Source organism: Pseudomonas sp. NKUCC02_KPG (assembly GCF_019345465.1).
Lineage (GTDB): Bacteria > Pseudomonadota > Gammaproteobacteria > Pseudomonadales > Pseudomonadaceae > Aquipseudomonas.
The window spans coordinates 1-18600 of sequence record NZ_JAHKRC010000011.1; the positions used below are offsets into that span (position 1 = coordinate 1).

Genomic DNA, 18600 nt, shown 5'->3' on the forward strand with positions numbered 1-18600 from the left:
CGATGGTAGTGTGGGGTTTCCCCATGTGAGAGTAGGTCATCGTCAAGATTAAATTCCAAACCCCCTGTCTGCTAACGCAGACAGGGGGTTTGTTTTTGGGCCGAGAAAAGTTTCGGTAAGCACACTTCCAATAAATCGCTCGATACTGCCCAGCCCCACGCCCTGTCTTTGAGCTTGCGCTCCACCAATCTTGCCGAGCAATGTTAAGGTTCGCCTTTGGATTTTGCCTTCTCCTAAGGATGCCGTCATGCCGGTTGCTACGTCCCTCAATGCGGGTTTTATGGTGGTTCACGGTAACCGCCTTGATGAGTTACGTAGCCTGGTGGTCAGTTGGATGCGTCGCTACCCCCTGGCTCCTCTGGAAAACGAAATCGCGTTGGTGCAGAGCAACGGCATCGCCCAATGGCTGAAGCTGGCCCTGGCCGAAGACGCTCAGGACGATGACCTCGGCGGCTGCGGAATTGCGGCAGCGGTGGATGTGCAGTTGCCCGGCAGTTTTTTGTGGCAACTCTATCGACTTGTATTAGGCAGCGAAGAAATCCCCGCCAAGTCCCTGCTCGACAAAGGCCCGCTGACCTGGCGCCTGATGCGCCTGCTTCCTGCTCTCATTGATCAACCACACTTCGAGCCGCTGCAGCGCTTCCTGACTCACGACACCGATTTGCGAAAACGCTATCAATTGTCAGAGCGACTCGCTGACCTGTTCGACCAATATCAGGTCTATCGTGCCGACTGGCTCGAAGATTGGGCCGCTGGCCGTCATCAACTGCGCAACGCCCGAGGTGAAAGCCCGGCCCTGAGCCCGGCCAACTGCTGGCAAGCCGAGCTGTGGCGTGCGCTACTGCTCGATGTGGGCGAGGAAGGCATGTCCCAGAGCCGGGCCGGTGTTCACCAGCGCTTCATGGACAAGATCAGCAGCCTTGAGCAAGCGCCGTCCGGCTTGCCTGCCCGAGTCATCGTCTTCGGTATCTCATCATTGCCTGCCCAAGCGCTCGAAGCCCTGGCTGGGCTCGCTCGTTTCAGCCAGGTATTGCTGTGCGTGCATAACCCCTGCCGCCATCATTGGTCTGACATCGTTGCCGACAAGGATCTGCTACGCCATCAGTACAAACGCCAGGCCCGCAAAAGCGGAATGCCTACAGCACTTGATCTCGACACCTTGCATCAACATGCCCATCCACTACTGGCCGCCTGGGGTAAACAAGGTCGCGACTACATCAACCTGCTCGACAGCTACGACGATCCCAACAGCTACCGTGCGGCTTTTCGTGATGGCCGTATTGATCTGTTCAGCGAAGTAGAACCGCTTAACCTGCTCAACCAGTTGCAGGATGACATTCTTGAACTGCGCCCCCTGAACGAAACCCGCGAGTTGTGGCCCGCTATCGACCTGGAAGCGGATCATTCAATCCGTTTTCATATTGCCCACAGTGCTCAGCGAGAAGTCGAGATTCTCCACGACCAGCTACTTGCACGATTTAGCGAAAATCCTCAGTTGCAACCCCGTGATGTGATTGTGATGGTGCCGGATGTCGACAGCTACGCACCTCACATCCGCGCCGTATTCGGTCAGATTGAACGGGATGATCGCCGCTTTATTCCTTACACCTTGGCCGACCAGGGGCAGCGGGGCCGCGATCCGTTACTGATCGCCCTCGAGCATCTGCTCAAGTTGCCTGACAGCCGCTTCCCCGTCAGTGAAATCCTCGACTTGCTCGACGTCCCTTCGCTGCGCGCTCGCTTCAACGTCCAGGAACGCGACTTGCCAACCCTGCATCGCTGGATCGAAGGTGCGGGCATTCGCTGGGGGTTGAACGCCGAACAACGCGCGGGCCTGGGCTTGCCCCCGCAACTGGAGCAAAACAGTTGGCGCTTTGGCCTGCGTCGCATGCTGCTTGGCTATGCGGTGGGCAGTGGCGAAGCGTGCGATGGCATCGAGCCTTACGATGAAATTGGCGGCCTTGACGCCGTACTCATCGGCCCGCTTGTGGCCCTGCTCGATGCGCTTGAAATCGCCCATCAAGAACTCTCGAAACCGGCGCTGCCACAGCAATGGGGCGAGCGACTGCAAGCGCTGGTGCAGCTGTTTTTCCAGGCAGAAACCGAGCATGACGACTACCTGCTGGCCCAGCTTGAAGAGTTGCGCGAAACCTGGCTCGAAACCTGTGAGCTGGTTGGCTTGCAAGATGAGTTACCGCTGACCGTAGTACGCGAAGCCTGGCTCACCGGACTTGACCAAGGAAAACTGTCACAGCGCTTTCTTGCCGGTGCGGTCAATTTCTGCACCCTGATGCCGATGCGTGCGATCCCCTTCAAGCTGGTGTGTCTGCTGGGCATGAATGACGGCGACTACCCGCGGGCACAACCGCCGCTGGATTTCGATTTGATGGGCAGTGACTATCGCCCGGGAGACCGTTCCCGCCGTGAGGATGACCGCTATCTGCTACTCGAAGCGCTGCTTTCTGCCCGCGACCAGCTCTATATCAGCTGGGTAGGGCGCAGTATTCGCGACAACAGCGAGCGCCCCGCCTGTGTCCTGATTGGCCAACTGCGTGATCACCTTGCCAATGGCTGGCATCTGCAAGGGGGCGGTGACCTGCTCGAGGCCATGACTCAAGAGCATCCGCTGCAACCCTTCAGCACCCGTTACTTTCACGAGGGTAACCCCAACCTGTTCAGTTATGCCCGCGAATGGCAGCGATTACATGCGCCACAACCGCAACCGGTTCAGCCCGCTGCGTTAGGAGCACACGAGCAGGAAGAACCACTAAATCTGACGCAGTTACAGGATTTTTTGCGTAACCCTGTGCGTCACTTCTTTAGTCAGCGCTTGAAAGTATTCTTCGAAGCCGCCGAAGTGCCTTTGGCCGATGAAGAGCCGTTCGTGCTCGATGCACTGCAACGCTACACCTTGAGCGACAGTTTGCTTGAAGCGGCACTGGCACAGCCCGACCAGCTTGAAAACGCGTTGCACAACCGCGCCCTGCGTTTGCAAGGTAGCGGCCTGCTGCCCATGGCCGGGTTTGGCGAATGCCTGCAACAGGAGCTGATCGAACCATTACCGGATGTATTGCAACGCTATCAGCAACTGCTGGCCCTTTGGCCCACGCCGCTTGCCAGCGCGCTGCCCGTCAGTTTTGAGGACCAGGGGCTGATCCTGGAAGGCTGGCTCAGCAATCTGCATCAGCGCAGTGATAAAGGCCTACTGTCCATCACCACCATTCCTAACAGTATTGGCGCAATTAAAACCCGCAAATGGCACCGATTGACCCGGCCGTGGGTCAATCATCTGGCGGCGTGTGCCAGTGGCCTGGAGATGTCTACCGCTCTGGTGGCCAGCGATGACACTTTGCTGCTCGACCCTCTGGATGCCAAACAGGCCCGCGATATTCTGGGCAACCTGCTGGTGGCCTGGAAAGTCGGCATGAGTCATCCGCTGCCCATTGCCGTGAAAACCGCCTTTGCCTGGCTGGCACAAACTGACCCGGTAAAGGCCGATGCGGCCGCGCAGAAAGCCTACGAAGGTGATGGCCAAACCAGCGACGGCGAACGCCGCGAAAGCGCTGCTCTGGCCCGACAGTTTCCTGATTACGCTGCCCTGATGGCTGCTGAAGAATTCGAAGAGTGGTGCGATGCCCTCTATCGACCCCTTTTTGATGCGCCTTGGCGCTCATTGAACAGCGAGGCATCCCGCTAATGAGCGAGCAAACATTACCGCTGGCCTTGGCCTTCCCCCTACGTGGTAGCCAACTGATCGAGGCCAGCGCCGGTACCGGCAAAACCTTCACCATCTCGGCGCTCTACCTGCGGCTGATTCTGGGTCATGGCGGCGAAGAGTCTGGCTTTGGGCGTGAACTGTTACCGCCGCAGATTCTCGTCGTGACCTTCACCGACGCGGCCACCAAAGAGCTGCGCGATCGTATCCGCACCCGTCTGGCAGAAGCGGCCCGGTTCTTCCGTGGCGAGATCGAAGCCCCGGATGCCCTGGTCGAGCAACTGCGTGAACAGTTTGCTGGCGAGCAGTGGGCCGCTTGCGCGGGACGTCTCGACATCGCCGCCCAATGGATGGACGAGGCTGCTGTGTCGACCATCCACAGTTGGTGCCAGCGCATGTTGCGCGAGCATGCTTTCGACAGCGGCAGCCTGTTCACCCAGACCTTGGAAACCGACCACAGCGACTTGCTGGGAGAAGTGCTGCGCGATTACTGGCGGCTGTTTTGCTACCCCATGCAGGGTGATGCGCTGAGTTGGGTGCGCGCCAACTGGAGCGGCCCCGCCGCCTTGTTGCCGCGTGTGCGGGCACTGTTTGGCAGCTCACGCCAGCCAGCCAACCCGGAGCAAACGCCGGCGCAAATGATCGAAGCCTGTCTGCAAGAGCGCCGCCAGGCCTTGTCCGGGCTTAAAACGCCGTGGCTGCAGTGGGCACAAGAACTACGGGATATCTGCCTGCAAGCCGTGGCGAGCAAAGCCGTCGACGGTCGCAAAATGCAAGCCCGCTATTTCGAGCCCTGGTTTGAAAAGCTCAGCGCCTGGGCTGCTGACGAAGCTCAGGAGCAGCTCGACCTCGGGACTGGCTTCACGCGTCTGACCCCCGACGGCATGGCCGAAGCCTGGAAGGGCGCGCCCCCGCAGCATCCGGGGCTCGACGCCATGCAGGGCCTCAAAGCTGCGCTCGATGCCTTGCCAACGCCCGACGCCGCGGTTCTGCAACATGCGGCGAACTGGGTCAGCGTGCGCTTTGAAGAGGAAAAACGCCGTCGCGCCGAGATGGGCTTTGACGACATGCTGCTGCGCCTCGACGCGGCATTGCAGGCCGAAGGCGGCGAGCGCCTGGCCACCCTGATTCGCGAACAGTTCCCGGTGGCCCTGATCGACGAGTTTCAGGACACCGATCCCGTTCAGTACCGCATTTTCGAGACCATTTACCGGATCGAAGACAACAGCCCCGACACCGGACTGTTCCTGATTGGCGACCCCAAGCAGGCGATATATGCCTTTCGCGGGGCCGATATTTACACCTACTTGCGCGCACGTCACGCCACCAGTGGGCGTTTACATACGCTGGACACCAACTTCCGGTCCAGCCACGCGATGGTCAAGGCGGTCAACCATGTCTTTGAGCGGGCGGAGCAGCGTGACACCGGGCGAGGCGCATTTTTGTTCCGTGAAGGGGCTGAGAATCCTGTGCCCTTTGTGTCAGTCAAATCCCAAGGGCGTAAAGAAATCCTGCAGTTCGATGGTCAGCCTGTCAGTGCGCTGACGCTCTGGCAATTGGCCTCCGAGCAGCCCGTGTCGGGCGCCATCTATCGTCAGAACCTGGCCGCGGCCTGTGCCAGCCAGATTGTCGAATTGCTCAATGGCGGTCAGCAAGGTCGCTGTGGTTTCGCCAAAGACGGCGAATTCATGCGCGGCGTGTTGCCTGCTGACATCGCAATCCTGGTTCGTGACGGTAAGGAAGCTCAGGCGGTTCGGCGAGAATTGTCGAATCGTGGTGTACGCAGCGTTTACTTGTCGGATAAGGATTCAGTCTACGCGGCGCAGGAAGCACACGATGTACTGGCCTGGCTCAAGGCTTGCGCCGAACCGGACGTAGAACGTCCGCTGCGTGCTGCGCTGGCCTGTATCACCCTGGACCTGCCGCTGATTGAACTGGAACGCCTGAACCAGGACGAGTTGGCCTGGGAAAAGCGCGTGATGCAGTTCCGTGGTTATCGCGAAACCTGGCGCAAGCAAGGGGTGCTCGCCATGTTGCGCCGCTTGCTGCATGACTTCGAGTTGCCCCAGGCCCTGATTGCCCGTCCAGATGGCGAGCGTGTGCTGACCAACGTGCTGCACCTGTCCGAACTGCTGCAACAGGCGGCTGCTGAACTGGATGGCGAACAGGCGTTGATCCGCCATCTGGCCGAGCATCTGGCATTGTCCGGGCAGGCGGGTGAAGAGCAGATCCTGCGCCTTGAAAGTGACGAGCAACTGGTCAAAGTCGTGACCATCCACAAGTCCAAGGGGCTGGAATACCCATTGGTATTCTTGCCGTTCATCTGCTCAACAAAACCCGTGGATGGCAGCCGTTTACCGCTCCATTACCACGACGCCGCCGGCAATGCCCACGTGAGCTTGACCCCGACGCCAGAGCTGATCGCCCAAGCGGATGACGAGCGACTGGCCGAAGACTTGCGCCTGCTTTATGTGGCCCTGACCCGCGCCCAGCATGCTTGCTGGCTGGGCGTTGCCGACCTCAAGCGCGGCAACAGCAATCGGTCGATCCTGCACCTTTGTGCCTTGGGTTATTTGCTGGGCGGCGGAGCCGTGCTGGCCGAGTCGGTCGGGTTGCAGAGCTGGCTGGCAGATGCCCGGCAAGACTGTGCCGCGATTCAGTGCGAACCGGTACCGCCCGCTGGCGAGGCGCATTTTTATCCACCGCTTAACGAAGCCACCCTGCTTGAGCCGCTGATCCCGAGCCGCCGTGCTGCGGAAAACTGGTGGATCGCGTCCTACAGCGCATTGCGCATCGGTGACAGCCTCAGCCCTGCCGAGGCGCCCGAAAGCGCACTGGCGCAAAAGCTCTCTGATGACGAGCGACTCGATCCTGATGCGCCGCGTGAAGTGTTACTCAGTGGCGGTGATATACACCGCTTCCCACGTGGGCCAAATCCGGGGACTTTTCTCCACGGCCTGCTTGAGTGGGCAGGCAGCGAAGGTTTCAAGGCAACCCCTGAAGCGATCAGCGACGCCGTGGCACGGCGCTGCAACCGGCGTGGCTGGCAAGGCTGGATCGAGACCTTGAGCGACTGGCTGCAGCATCTGCAGGACGAACCGTTGCGTCTGAATAATGGCCAGCCAGCGGTCGTACTGAGTGAGCTGAGCCAGTACCAGATCGAAATGGAGTTCTGGTTTGCCAGCCACAAAGTCGATGTTGTGCAACTGGACACGCTGGTACGTCAGCACACCCACGGCGGCGCGCCGCGTGCGGGAGCCGAGCCGAGCCTGCTCAACGGCATGTTCAAGGGCTTCATCGACCTGACTTTCGAGCACCAGGGCCGTTATTACGTGGCGGACTACAAATCCAACTGGCTGGGAGCCGACGATTCGGCCTACACCGAGCAAGCGATGACCGCCTCGATTCTGGATCACCGCTATGACCTGCAATACGTCTTGTACTTGCTGGCCTTGCACCGTCAGCTCAAGGCGCGATTGCCCGACTATGACTACGACCAGCACATGGGGGGGGCGCTGTATCTGTTTTTGCGCGGCACCCGCTCTCAAGGGCAGGGCGTGTATTTCACCCGGCCCCCCAGAATCTTGATCGAAAGCCTGGACCTGATGTTCCAGGGCAAACCTTTACCGAAAACAGCTGAGCCGGCCTGGGAACAGGGAGTGTTGTTATGAGTCGTTCGTTTGCCGAACTGTTGCCCACGCCGTTGACGGCCGAAAGCCTTGCCCTGCTGCAACCCTTGGGCCGTGCCGACGATCTGCTGCTGTTGCTGGAACGCTGGGTCGAGCGAGGCTGGCTGCGTGCGCTGGACAAAGCGTTCGTCGCGTTCCTGCATGAGCGCGATCCGCAAGGCGATCCTTTGGTGTTGCTGGCGGCCGCGTTGACCAGTCATCAGTTGGGCCACGGTCATGTGTGTCTTGATTTGTTCGAGACCCTCAAGGAACCCGACTTTGCACTGTCCTTGCCACCCGAGGGCGATGTGCAAACCGGCGCCATGCTGCTGCCCTCGCAGTTGCTTGAGGCGCTGGAGGGCGACGCGTGGTGCAAGGCCCTGCAAGCCAGCCCGTTGGTTGAGCACGCGGGCCAGCCATCGGCGGATGCGGCCAGCCGGCCATTGGTGCTGAGTGAGCGCCGTCTGTATTTACGCCGCTACTGGGCATATGAGCGACGAATCGATAGCGCCTTGCGCCAACGTCTGTCGCAGGTTGAAGCAACGCCCGATGATTTGCCTGCACGGCTGAACGGCTTGTTCGGCAGCCCGGCACAGCATGCGCTGATTGACTGGCAAAAGCTGGCCTGCGCCCTGGCCACTCGCGGTGCATTCAGCATTGTTACCGGGGGGCCAGGCACCGGCAAAACCACCACCGTGGTGCGTCTGTTGGCCTTGCTTCAAGCCCCTGCCGTCGAAGCGGGGGCGCCCTTGCGCATTCGCCTGGCCGCACCGACCGGTAAAGCCGCCGCGCGCCTGACCGAGTCCATCAGCCTTCAAGTCAAATCCCTGGAAGTGGACGACAAGGTTCGGCAAAAAATCCCCAGTGACGTGACCACCGTTCACCGTCTGCTCGGCAGTCGCCCCGGCACGCGCCACTTCCGTCATCACGCGGGCAATCGCCTGCCACTGGACGTACTGGTGGTCGACGAAGCGTCCATGATCGACCTGGAAATGATGGCCAACTTGCTCGATGCATTGCCCGCCCATGCGCGGCTGGTGCTGTTGGGCGACAAGGACCAATTGGCGTCGGTTGAAGCCGGCGCGGTGCTGGGTGATTTGTGCCGTGATGCCGAAGCGGGTTGGTACACTCCGCAGACCCGTGCCTGGCTTGAGCAGGTCAGCGGCGAAAACCTGAGCGCCAGTGACTTGCAACAAGATCTGGAGGGTACGCATCCACTGGCCCAGCAAGTGGTCATGCTGCGTCACTCGCGCCGTTTTGGCGAAGGCAGCGGTATCGGCCAGCTGTCGCGCCTGGTCAACCAGCAACTGTCCCGCGAAGCACGGGCCCTGCTGGCGGCAGGCACCCACGCCGACCTCTTTGCATTGCCCCTCAAGGGCGAGCAGGATCGTGGTTTTGAGCGTCTGGCACTGGAAGGACGCGGCGCTGAGGCCAAAGGCTATCGGCATTACCTTGAGGTGTTGCGCGAGCAGCGCCCTACTGGCGAGACCGGTCTGGAAGCCCCTTGTTGGGCGGCATGGGCGGGTAACGTGCTGCAAGCGTTCGAGGCCTTTCAAGTTCTCTGCGCCGTGCGCAAGGGCCCCTGGGGTGTCGAAGGCCTGAATGAGCGCATCACCCGCGCCCTGTTTGCCCGCAAGCTGATCGACAGTGACCAGCATTGGTACGAAGGCCGCCCGGTCTTGATGACTCGCAACGATTACGGCCTGGGCCTGATGAACGGCGATATCGGTATCGCCCTCAGGCTCCCCGAGCGTGATGGGCTGACCCAGCGTCATGTGCTGCGTGTGGCATTCGCCCGTAACGACGGGCAGGGCGGTATTCGGTTTGTCCTGCCCAGTCGGCTCAATGACGTTGAAACGGTCTATGCCATGACCGTACACAAATCCCAAGGCTCGGAGTTCTCCCACACCGCGTTGGTGCTCCCCGAGGCGCTCAATCCGGTGTTGACCAAGGAGCTGATCTACACCGGCATCACCCGGGCTAAAAACTGGTTCAGCCTGGTCGAGCCGCGTACCGGCGTCTTTGAAGAGGCCGTGCAGCGCAAGGTAAAACGCCTGAGCGGGTTGATGCTGGGGCTGGGGTAAGCCTGCTTCCACAGGGAAATGGAGTTCCCAATTGCAACAAATGTGACCTGTATCACGGTCGTTTTGCCGGCTGTGCTATCGTTACGACATTACTCTTACAAAGATTACAGAGAAATCCTGCATGGACGTGGCTGTCTCATCGACAGAACAGTACTTTGGATGGCGGCTTCGGCTGCTTGCATTTTGCTTGTTACTGCTGAGCGTACCTTGCCTGGCTCAAGCTGAAGCGCCAATCAACCTGGCTGATCAGCGTGCCAAGGCTGTGACTCAAGTGGTCCTTGGCATCCTGAGCTATGCACGCTGGCCCTCCGAGCCGGCGCAATTGCAGCTATGCATCATCGGCCCCACCGAATACACCGATGACCTGCTCAAGGGCGCGACGCAATCCAGTGGCAGACCGGTGCAGGTGCACCGCGTGCTGGCCAGTGACCCGGGCATTGCGAGCGACTGTAACGCTGTCTATCTGGGCAAGCTCAGCGTTGAGGAGCGCAGTGGTCTATTCACCCGGCTGAATACCAAAGCCGTTCTGAGCATCAGCGAAGACAGTGATCAATGCACCGTTGGCAGCCTTTTTTGCTTGCACGTACGCGATAAGCAAGTGTCGTTTGAGGTCAATCTCGACTCCGTGGCCCGCAGCGGCGTACGTATTCATCCCAGTGTGTTGCAGCTGTCACGCCGCCGGGCGGCAGAGCCATGAGTGCGTTCAAGCCCCGTAAAAAACCTCTGCGCTTGCGCTCGGTCTTGCGCCGTGGCCACCTGGGCGTGGCCTTGGTGGCCGTCACACTGGCCAGCGCTTCCATGACCCTGCTGGGTGTGCTTGCGCTCAAGGTTTACGCCGATCACAACCTGCACCTGATTGCCCGCGCCATCAACTACACCTCGGAAGCCGCCGTGGTGTTTGATGACCGCGCGGCGGCAACCGAAGCGCTGGCCATGATTGCGTCCACTGAAGCGGTCGCCGAGGCTCGGATCTACACAGACGATGGCGAACTGCTTGCGCACTGGCAACGCCCTGAAAACGGCCTGCTGTCGAAGGTCGAAATGCTGTTGGCCGATGGCTTGCTTGAGCAACCGATCAGCGTGCCGATTTTGCATCAGGGCCAGGAAATCGGCTTGGTGACAGTCCGGGGGCATGGTGCCAATTTGCTGCGATTTTTACTGAGCGGGCTGTTGGGTGTGCTTGTGTGCACGGCGCTCAGTGCCTGGAGTGCGTTGTATCTGTCGCGTCGACTCCTGGATGGCATCACGGGTCCCCTGCAACAACTGGCAGAAGTGGCCCACGCCGCTCGCCGTGAGCGTGCGTTCGATCGGCGCGTGCCGCCTGCGCATATTGCTGAACTGGACAGCCTGGGCAACGACTTCAATGCACTGCTCGATGAACTTGAGTCATGGCAGAGCCATCTGCAGAACGAAAACCAGACTCTGGCGCATCAGGCCAGTCACGACTCGCTGACCAACCTGCCCAACCGCGCCTACTTTGAAACGCGACTGACGCGCACCCTGCGCTCGCTGAACAACGCCCGAGGGAAGGCCGCCGTGCTGTTCCTCGATAGCGATCATTTCAAAGACATCAACGATTCCTTTGGCCATGCCACAGGTGATGCGGTGTTGGTGGCTATCGCAACGCGCATTCGCGCCCAGTTGCGTGAAGGCGATGTTGTGGCGCGTCTGGGTGGCGACGAGTTTGCAATATTGCTGACCCCGCTGCACAAGATCGAAGACGCCCAGCGCATTGCGGACAAGGTGATCGCCAGCATGCTTGAGCCGATTAAAGTGCCGGGGCAAATCGGCATCGTGTCCTCACTCAGTATCGGCATCGCCGTCTATCCCGAGCATGGTGCAACCGCCGAGGATCTGCTCAGCGCAGCGGATGCGGCGATGTACCAGGCAAAGCGCCTCTCCCGAGGCGGGCAACACCTTGCGGAGCTGGAGTGCCCCGCAAACACCGTCATTACCAGGAGCTAACCCCCACATGCGTGTTTTGATCCATCGTTACCTGACATTTTTTAGCGTTGCCCTGTTGCTGACCACGCTGTCGCTGACCGGTTGCCAGACGGCTGCGCCAAAAGGGCTGACGCCTGCCCAAGTTGCCGTTCTGAAAGAGCAGGGCTTTGAGCTGACTGAAGAGGGCTGGGCATTTGGCTTGTCGGGCAAAGTGTTGTTTGGCAGCGACCTTGAAGTGCTCAACGGGCAAAGCCAGGAAATCGTGGAGCGCATCGGCACCGCCTTGCTCGGTGCAGACATCCAGCGCGTGCGGGTCGACGGCCACACTGACTCCTCAGGCAAGGAGTCCTACAACGAACAACTGTCCGTTCGCCGCGCCAACAGCGTGGTCAAGGCTCTGCTCAAGGTCGGCATGCGCCCCGAGAATATCCAGATCCGTGGGTTGGGCAGCCGCGAGCCGGTGGCGTCGAACAACACCCGCGCCGGGCGTACGGAAAACCGCCGCGTGTCGATTGTGGTGATTGCTGACTAGAGATTCGTACTGACCCCTCTTTGTGGAAGCGGGCTTGCTCGCGATAGCATCACCGCGATCATTCAGGCAGACCGCGGTGTCTGAATCGCGAGCAAGCCCGCTCCCACAGGGGGTGAGGTCAGTCCACAAATTTCATCCCGCGCGTCTCGCCCAGCAGCAGCGGCGCATTCAGTTCCGTCACTTCGCGGATGTAATCCCATAGCAAGGTGATGCGTTTCAACTTCCTCAGATCTTCACGGCAGTACATCCAGAACTGTCGCGTGAGGTTGACCTCGTCAGGCAGCACCGGCAGCAAACGCGGGTCCTGAGCCGCCAGAAAGCACGGCAGAATCGCCAGCGAACGGCCTTGCTGCGCGGCCACGAATTGCGCAATCACGCTGGTGCTGCGCAAGTTGGCGCTGGCGCCCGGCAGCACATTGGCCAGGTAAAGCAGCTCCGAGCTGAACGCCAGATCGTCCACGTAACTGATAAACGTATGCTCCGACAAATCAGTCATCCGGCGGATCGGCGGGTGCTGGTCCAGATACTCCTGGGTCGCATACAGCTGCAAGCGGTAGTCGCACAGCTTGCAGCACACATAGGGCCCGTGTTCCGGGCGCTCCAGCGCGATAACAATATCGGCCTCGCGCTTGGACAAGCTGATGAAGTGTGGCAACGGCAGGATATCCACCGAGATCGCCGGGTAGGTATCCACAAAATGGCTGAGCTGGGGAGTGATGAAAAAACTGCCAAAACCCTCAGTGCAACCCATGCGCACATGCCCCGACAGCGCCACGCCAGACCCTGATACCTGCTCGCAGGCCATGTGCAGCGTGCTTTCTATCGACTCGGCATACCCCAGCAACCGCTGGCCTTCGTTGGTCAGGGTAAAGCCATTGGTGCGCGACTTTTCAAACAGCAAAGTCCCCAGAGCAGCTTCCAGCGAGCTGATCCGCCGCGACACGGTGGTGTAGTCAACCGCCAGCCGTTTGGCTGCGCTGCTGGCTTTTCGAGTGCGGGCCACCTCAAGAAAAAACTTCAGGTCGTCCCAGTTCAGGGCGCTTAACGATGTGATGTTTTTTTGCATGTTAGACCGGCTTTTATGTGCGTTCTTATTAGAAGAACGCACACCTATACTCCAAAAACAGTCCTGCGACCAATCTGGACGCCCGTACTCACAAGAATAATTCCGGAGACTTCCATGAGCGTTTCTAACACCCCGTATCAAAACGCACGCTTGCTGATCGACGGCGAATGGGTCGAGTCGCAGACCACCGAGTGGCACGACATCGTCAACCCGGCTACCCAGCAAGTGCTGGCCAAAGTGCCGTTCGCTACCGCCGATGAAGTCAATGCTGCCATCGCCGCCGCTCAACGCGCCTTCCAGACCTGGAAGCTGACGCCTATCGGTGCGCGCATGCGCATCATGCTCAAGCTGCAAGCGTTGATCCGCGAACACTCCAAACGTATTGCCACTGTCCTGAGTGCTGAACAAGGCAAAACCATTGCCGACGCCGAGGGCGATATTTTCCGTGGTCTGGAAGTGGTCGAGCACGCGTGCTCCATCGGCACTTTGCAAATGGGTGAATTCGCCGAAAACGTTGCAGGCGGGGTAGACACCTACACCTTGCGTCAACCTATCGGCGTCTGCGCGGGCATTACACCCTTCAACTTCCCGGCCATGATTCCTCTGTGGATGTTCCCGATGGCCATCGCCTGCGGTAACACCTTCGTACTCAAGCCGTCCGAGCAAGATCCGCTGTCGACCCTGATGCTGGTCGAGCTGGCCATCGAAGCCGGTGTTCCGCCGGGCGTGCTCAACGTCGTACACGGCGGCAAGGAGGTCGTGGACGCGCTCTGCACCCACACCGATATCAAAGCGGTATCGTTTGTCGGTTCGACCGCCGTCGGCACCCATGTCTATGACCTGGCGGGCCGTCACGGCAAACGCGTGCAATCGATGATGGGCGCCAAAAACCACGCCGTGGTGCTGCCCGACGCCAATCGTCAACAAACCCTCAACGCACTGGTTGGTGCAGGCTTTGGCGCTGCCGGCCAGCGTTGCATGGCCACCTCGGTGGTGGTGCTGGTGGGCGCCGCCAAACAATGGCTGCCAGACCTCAAGGCGCTGGCGCAGCAGCTCAAGGTCAACGCAGGCAGTGAGGCGGGCACCGATGTAGGTCCGGTGATCTCCAAGCGTGCGAAAGAGCGCGTACTGGGGCTGATTGAAAGCGGGATCAAAGAAGGCGCGGTGCTGGAACTGGACGGGCGCAACGTCAAGGTTCCGGGTTTCGAACAAGGCAACTTTATCGGCCCGACCCTGTTTTCGGGCGTCACCACCGACATGCAAATCTACACCCAGGAAATCTTTGGTCCGGTGTTGGTGGTAATTGAAGTCGACACCCTCGATCAGGCCATCGCACTGGTCAATGCCAACCCGTTTGGCAATGGCACCGGGCTGTTCACCCAAAGCGGCGCTGCGGCACGCAAGTTCCAGACTGAAATCGATGTCGGTCAGGTCGGTATCAACATCCCGATTCCAGTGCCGGTTCCGTTCTTCAGCTTCACCGGCTCCCGTGGCTCGAAACTCGGTGATCTGGGGCCGTACGGCAAGCAGGTTGTGCAGTTCTATACTCAAACCAAGACCGTCACCAGTCGCTGGTTCGACGATGAAAGCGTGAATGATGGCGTTAACACCACCATCCATCTTCGTTGAGGGCACACACCATGAACATCGCATTTATTGGCCTGGGCAACATGGGCGCACCGATGGCGCGCAACTTGCTCAAGGCCGGGCACTCGTTGAACCTGTTTGACCTGAACAAAGACATCCTGGCCGAACTGGCGGCCCTTGGCGGTCATGTCAGCGCCTCGCCACGGGAAGCCGCCCAAGGCACCGGGCTGGTGATTACCATGCTCCCGGCGGCCGCCCATGTACGCAGCGTATGGCTGGGTGAAGACGGGGTGTTGGCCGGGATCGGTGCCGGGGTGCCCGCAGTGGATTGCAGCACCATCGACCCGCAAACCGCCCGTGAAGTGGCCGCCGCTGCGGCCAGACAGGGCGTGCAAATGGCCGATGCACCGGTATCCGGCGGCACGGGCGGCGCGCAGGCGGGGACCCTGACCTTTATGGTCGGCGCCTCACCAGCATTGTTCGACACCTTGCACCCGGTACTCGCTCAAATGGGTCGCAACATCGTCCATTGCGGGGATGTGGGCACCGGCCAGGTGGCTAAAATCTGCAACAACCTGCTGCTCGGGATTTCCATGGTCGGCGTCAGCGAAGCCATGGCACTGGGTGCCGCGCTGGGCATCGACAGCGAAGTGCTTGCGGGTGTTATCAACAGCTCCACCGGGCGCTGCTGGAGTTCGGAGGTGTACAACCCGTGGCCGGGCATCGTTGAAACGGCCCCGGCATCGCGGGGCTATACCGGCGGCTTTGGCGCCGAGCTGATGCTCAAGGACCTGGGGCTGGCCACCGAGGCTGCACGCCAGGCCCATCAACCTGTGGTGATGGGGGCTGTGGCGCAACAGTTGTATCAGGCCATGAGTCTGCGCGGTGAAGGCGGCAAAGACTTTTCGGCCATCATCAATAGCTATCGCAAGCCCGAATAGGGCTTTTCCGGGAATCCGCGTCGGGCGGATTCCCGGTTTTTTTGCATGATTTCAATCACGCAAAAACGAAGTACTTGCGCACGGTTTCCACCACCTCCCACGTGCCTTTCATACCCGGCTCCACCACAAAGATATCCCCGGCCCGCAGATGGATCGGTTCTTTGCCTTCCGGGGTGATGATGCAATAGCCCTCACGGAAATCGCAGTATTCCCACTTCACATATTCCACGTACCACTTGCCGGGCGTGCAGATCCACGTCCCCATGATCTTGCTGCCGTCTTCGCTGGTGTAAGCGTTGAGGTTGACGGTATGCGGGTCGCCCTCGAGTTTTTCCCATTTGCAGGCATCGAGCACGGGCAGGGGATGGGTGTCGCGAAGCACGGTGATTGGCGCAGACATAAGACCTCCGGTGATGGGTTATCGAACCTCACCCTAACCGTGGTGGCGCACTGACAGATGCCTGATTCCGACACCCAGATACGCAAAAGCCCCGGCACTGAGTGAGTGCGCGGGGCTTTTGTGTAACGGCTGAAGGCTTAGCGGGTGTTCGCCAGCGCCTGGCCCTTGCTCAGGCGTAAACGGTAGAACCCGTAAATGATCAGCAGCCATACCGGGATTGCATACACCGAAGCGCGAACGTCGGGGATCATCCAGATGACGGAGACGATCACCGCCATAAACACTAGGCACAGGATGTTGCTGAACGGGAACCAGAACGCCTTGAACGAAGGCGTCACGCCCTCAACGGCCATCGCCTTGCGGAACTTGATATGGGTGAGGCTGATCAGCGCCCAGTTGATCATCAACGAGGCAACCACCAGCGCAAACAGCAGCTCCAGCGCTTTATGCGGGGCCACATAGTTGACCACCACGCACAGCAACGTCACCAGCGCCGACACGCCCAGCGCGCGCAAGGGCACGCCATTTTTGGTCAGTTTCATCAGTGCCTTGGGCGCGTCACCCTGCTCGGCCAGGCCGAACAGCATGCGGCTGTTGCAGTACACACCACTGTTGTAGACCGACAGCGCGGCGGTCAGCACCACAAAGTTGAGGATCTGCGCGGCGGTGTCGCTGCCGATCAAGGCAAAAATCTGCACAAACGGGCTGCTGCCGTAGGCATCCCCTCCGGCGCCGAGCGTGACCAGCAACTGGTCCCACGGGTACAACGCCAGCAGCACGGTCAGTGCGCCCACGTAGAAAATCAGGATCCGGTACACCACCTGGTTGATGGCCTTGGGGATCACTTTTTTCGGCTCGCTGGCTTCAGCCGCCGTGATGCCCACCAACTCCAGGCCGCCAAAGGAAAACATGATAAAGGCCATCGCCATGAGCAAGCCCATGCCGCCATTGGGGAAGAACCCGCCGTGGCTCCACAGGTTGCTGATCGACGCCTGCGGGCCGCCGGTGCCGCTGAACAGCAGGTAGCAACCCAGTACGATCATGCCGACAATCGCCACCACCTTGATGATGGCGAACCAGAACTCCATTTCGCCGAACACTTTGACGTTCAGCGTATTGATCAGGTTGACCAGCACAAAGAACACCACGGCGCTGACCCAGGTCGGCACCTCGGGCCACCAGAACTGGATGTACTTGCCCACCGCCGTCAACTCGGCCATGCCGACCAGCACGTACAGGACCCAATAGTTCCAGCCCGACAGAAACCCCGCGTAGCCGCCCCAATACTTGTGGGCAAAGTGGCTGAAGGAGCCGGCAACCGGTTCTTCGACGATCATTTCGCCCAGCTGGCGCATGATCAGGAACGCAATGAAACCGGCGATCGCATAGCCAAGAATCATCGACGGTCCGGCCGACTTGAGCACGCCCGCCGAACCCAGAAACAGGCCCGTGCCAATCGCGCCGCCCAGGGCAATCAGCTGGATATGGCGATTTTTCAAACCGCGTTTGAGTGTGACCGGGGGGGAGTTAGCGTCAGCCATCGGGTGCCCTGTGAGTTGTTATTCTCAAAAACTTGATAAAAATACCCGCGGCCAAAGGTGCCTAGGGTGTCGCAAGCCCCGGATATTACTCTTGGTAAAAACGAAGGCATACAGGAGAGCACCAAACAGCGACTCTTCCTACAGGCTCAACGCCTCCAGCAATGCCACTGCATAGGCAGGCAACTGCTCAAACGAGCGTGCGCAGAGCAGCAGTTTGCGATCCGCCCACGGCTCGCAGAGGTTCACCACCTTGAAGGTGCGCGGCGCCTGCCAGCGCTCAATCGTCGCCTTGGGTACGACACCCAGCCCGGCACCGCGGGCGACCATGCGCAACACCCCGTCGAAACCTTCGGCGCGAATCCGCACCTGCATGCGAACGCCCACGTGCAGCGCCTGCTCTTCCAGGTACACCGCCAACGCGCTGCTGGCCGACAACCCTACATAGTCATGGCTCAGGGTGTCGCTGAAGGAGAGATCAGGCCTGTTGGCCAGTGGATGGCCGAGGGGTACCACCAGTACCAGCGGGTCATCGCGAAAGGGGCGGGTTTGCAGGTCGCGGGTGTCGACGGCATTGGAGATGACGCCAATATCGGCTGCGTCCTGGCGCAATGCATGGGTGATGCGCAGGCTGGTGAGTTCTTGCTGGTCGACGCTGATGGTGGGGTGCTGGCGCACGAAATCGGCGAGCAGCTCGGGCAGGTATTCGGTGAGGGCTGAGGTGTTGCACAGCAGGCGTATCCGACCCTTGAAGCCCAGGGCGTACTCAGCCAGGTCATGGTTCATGCGCTCGACGTGCTGCAGTAACAGCCGTGCATGGTGCGCGAGCGCTTGCCCGGCCGGGGTCGGGCTGACCCCACGGCGAGAGCGGTGTAAAAACGCCACGCCCAACGACGCCTCCATCGCCCTGATCCGCGCACTGGCCGCGGGCAGAGACAAATGACTGAGGCTGGCGCCCGCCGTAATGTTGCCCGCCTGCACCACATTCAAGTACAGGCGCAGATCAACCAGATCGAAGTGCATGAAAGGTCCTTGCCCGCCCAGGTGTGTGTTCAGCCTATTGTTGTGCAATAGGCAGGCTTCATCTATGGCGAATGTTCAACGCCGTCGCCGTGGTCCAGCATA

12 protein-coding genes are annotated in these 18600 nt (G+C 60.1%); 8 read left to right on the top strand and 4 right to left on the bottom strand.

Features of this window, described 5'->3' with window-relative positions; genetic code table 11:
* The first annotated feature begins 247 nt into the window (after nucleotides 1–247).
* The 6 genes from recC to KO536_RS15585 all read left to right on the top strand — a co-directional run bounded on the left by recC (nucleotide 248) and on the right by KO536_RS15585 (nucleotide 11943).
* Nucleotides 248–3697, top strand: coding sequence for an exodeoxyribonuclease V subunit gamma (gene recC, locus KO536_RS15560; protein WP_219262355.1), 3450 nt, complete (start codon nucleotides 248–250; stop codon nucleotides 3695–3697).
* A complete protein-coding gene (gene recB / locus KO536_RS15565) occupies nucleotides 3697–7386 on the top strand; it encodes an exodeoxyribonuclease V subunit beta (RefSeq protein ID WP_219262356.1) in 3690 nt (1229 codons plus the stop codon). The genes recC and recB overlap by 1 nt, the downstream gene beginning before the upstream one ends.
* The gene (recD, locus tag KO536_RS15570; protein ID WP_219262357.1) at nucleotides 7383–9467 is read left to right on the top strand and encodes an exodeoxyribonuclease V subunit alpha; all 2085 of its coding nucleotides are present in this window, start codon (nucleotides 7383–7385) and stop codon (nucleotides 9465–9467) included. Before recB ends, recD begins: the two co-directional genes overlap by 4 nt.
* 121 nt (nucleotides 9468–9588) lie before the next feature.
* Nucleotides 9589–10164: a YfiR family protein gene (locus KO536_RS15575; RefSeq protein WP_133078804.1), complete on the top strand. Its 576-nt coding sequence runs from the start codon at nucleotides 9589–9591 to the stop codon at nucleotides 10162–10164.
* Nucleotides 10161–11432 (top strand): diguanylate cyclase domain-containing protein, encoded by a 1272-nt coding sequence (locus KO536_RS15580; protein ID WP_133078805.1) that lies wholly within the window; start codon nucleotides 10161–10163, stop codon nucleotides 11430–11432. The genes KO536_RS15575 and KO536_RS15580 overlap by 4 nt, the downstream gene beginning before the upstream one ends.
* Before the next feature lie 7 nt (nucleotides 11433–11439).
* The gene (locus tag KO536_RS15585; RefSeq protein WP_219262358.1) at nucleotides 11440–11943 is read left to right on the top strand and encodes an OmpA family protein; all 504 of its coding nucleotides are present in this window, start codon (nucleotides 11440–11442) and stop codon (nucleotides 11941–11943) included.
* A 118-nt stretch (nucleotides 11944–12061) separates the two neighbouring features.
* On the opposite strand, the gene KO536_RS15590 is transcribed toward KO536_RS15585, so the two are convergent.
* Nucleotides 12062–13009, bottom strand: a complete 948-nt coding sequence (locus KO536_RS15590; RefSeq protein WP_219262359.1) for a LysR family transcriptional regulator — start codon at nucleotides 13007–13009, stop codon at nucleotides 12062–12064.
* A 114-nt stretch (nucleotides 13010–13123) separates the two neighbouring features.
* Here KO536_RS15590 and KO536_RS15595 point away from each other — a divergent pair, with 114 nt between their 5' ends.
* Complete coding sequence (locus tag KO536_RS15595) at nucleotides 13124–14638, top strand: CoA-acylating methylmalonate-semialdehyde dehydrogenase (protein WP_219262360.1); 1515 nt, start codon at nucleotides 13124–13126, stop codon at nucleotides 14636–14638.
* An 11-nt stretch (nucleotides 14639–14649) separates the two neighbouring features.
* The gene (gene mmsB, locus KO536_RS15600) at nucleotides 14650–15537 is read left to right on the top strand and encodes a 3-hydroxyisobutyrate dehydrogenase (protein ID WP_219262361.1); all 888 of its coding nucleotides are present in this window, start codon (nucleotides 14650–14652) and stop codon (nucleotides 15535–15537) included.
* 55 nt (nucleotides 15538–15592) lie between these two features.
* Here the strand turns inward: mmsB and KO536_RS15605 are convergent, their stop codons facing one another.
* The 3 genes from KO536_RS15605 to KO536_RS15615 form a co-directional block, all read right to left on the bottom strand.
* Nucleotides 15593–15937, bottom strand: coding sequence for a cupin domain-containing protein (locus KO536_RS15605; protein WP_016783536.1), 345 nt, complete (start codon nucleotides 15935–15937; stop codon nucleotides 15593–15595).
* Nucleotides 15938–16074: 137 nt separating this feature from the next.
* Nucleotides 16075–17478 (bottom strand): amino acid permease, encoded by a 1404-nt coding sequence (locus KO536_RS15610; protein WP_133078814.1) that lies wholly within the window; start codon nucleotides 17476–17478, stop codon nucleotides 16075–16077.
* Between the two features lie 138 nt (nucleotides 17479–17616).
* Nucleotides 17617–18498, bottom strand: coding sequence for a LysR family transcriptional regulator (locus tag KO536_RS15615; RefSeq protein ID WP_133078815.1), 882 nt, complete (start codon nucleotides 18496–18498; stop codon nucleotides 17617–17619).
* Nucleotides 18499–18600 lie beyond the last annotated feature (102 nt).

Excerpts from the sequence above, each read along its gene's own strand:
- KO536_RS15575 (WP_133078804.1), top strand. The coding sequence starts at position 9,589 with ATGGACGTGGCTGTCTCATCGACAGAACAGTACTTTGGATGGCGGCTT.
- KO536_RS15590 (WP_219262359.1), bottom strand. The coding sequence starts at position 13,009 with ATGCAAAAAAACATCACATCGTTAAGCGCCCTGAACTGGGACGACCTG.
- recD (WP_219262357.1), top strand. The coding sequence starts at position 7,383 with ATGAGTCGTTCGTTTGCCGAACTGTTGCCCACGCCGTTGACGGCCGAA.
- recB (WP_219262356.1), top strand. The coding sequence starts at position 3,697 with ATGAGCGAGCAAACATTACCGCTGGCCTTGGCCTTCCCCCTACGTGGT.
- KO536_RS15580 (WP_133078805.1), top strand. The coding sequence starts at position 10,161 with ATGAGTGCGTTCAAGCCCCGTAAAAAACCTCTGCGCTTGCGCTCGGTC.
- KO536_RS15595 (WP_219262360.1), top strand. The coding sequence starts at position 13,124 with ATGAGCGTTTCTAACACCCCGTATCAAAACGCACGCTTGCTGATCGAC.
- mmsB (WP_219262361.1), top strand. The coding sequence starts at position 14,650 with ATGAACATCGCATTTATTGGCCTGGGCAACATGGGCGCACCGATGGCG.
- recC (WP_219262355.1), top strand. The coding sequence starts at position 248 with ATGCCGGTTGCTACGTCCCTCAATGCGGGTTTTATGGTGGTTCACGGT.
- KO536_RS15605 (WP_016783536.1), bottom strand. The coding sequence starts at position 15,937 with ATGTCTGCGCCAATCACCGTGCTTCGCGACACCCATCCCCTGCCCGTG.
- KO536_RS15585 (WP_219262358.1), top strand. The coding sequence starts at position 11,440 with ATGCGTGTTTTGATCCATCGTTACCTGACATTTTTTAGCGTTGCCCTG.
- KO536_RS15615 (WP_133078815.1), bottom strand. The coding sequence starts at position 18,498 with ATGCACTTCGATCTGGTTGATCTGCGCCTGTACTTGAATGTGGTGCAG.
- KO536_RS15610 (WP_133078814.1), bottom strand. The coding sequence starts at position 17,478 with ATGGCTGACGCTAACTCCCCCCCGGTCACACTCAAACGCGGTTTGAAA.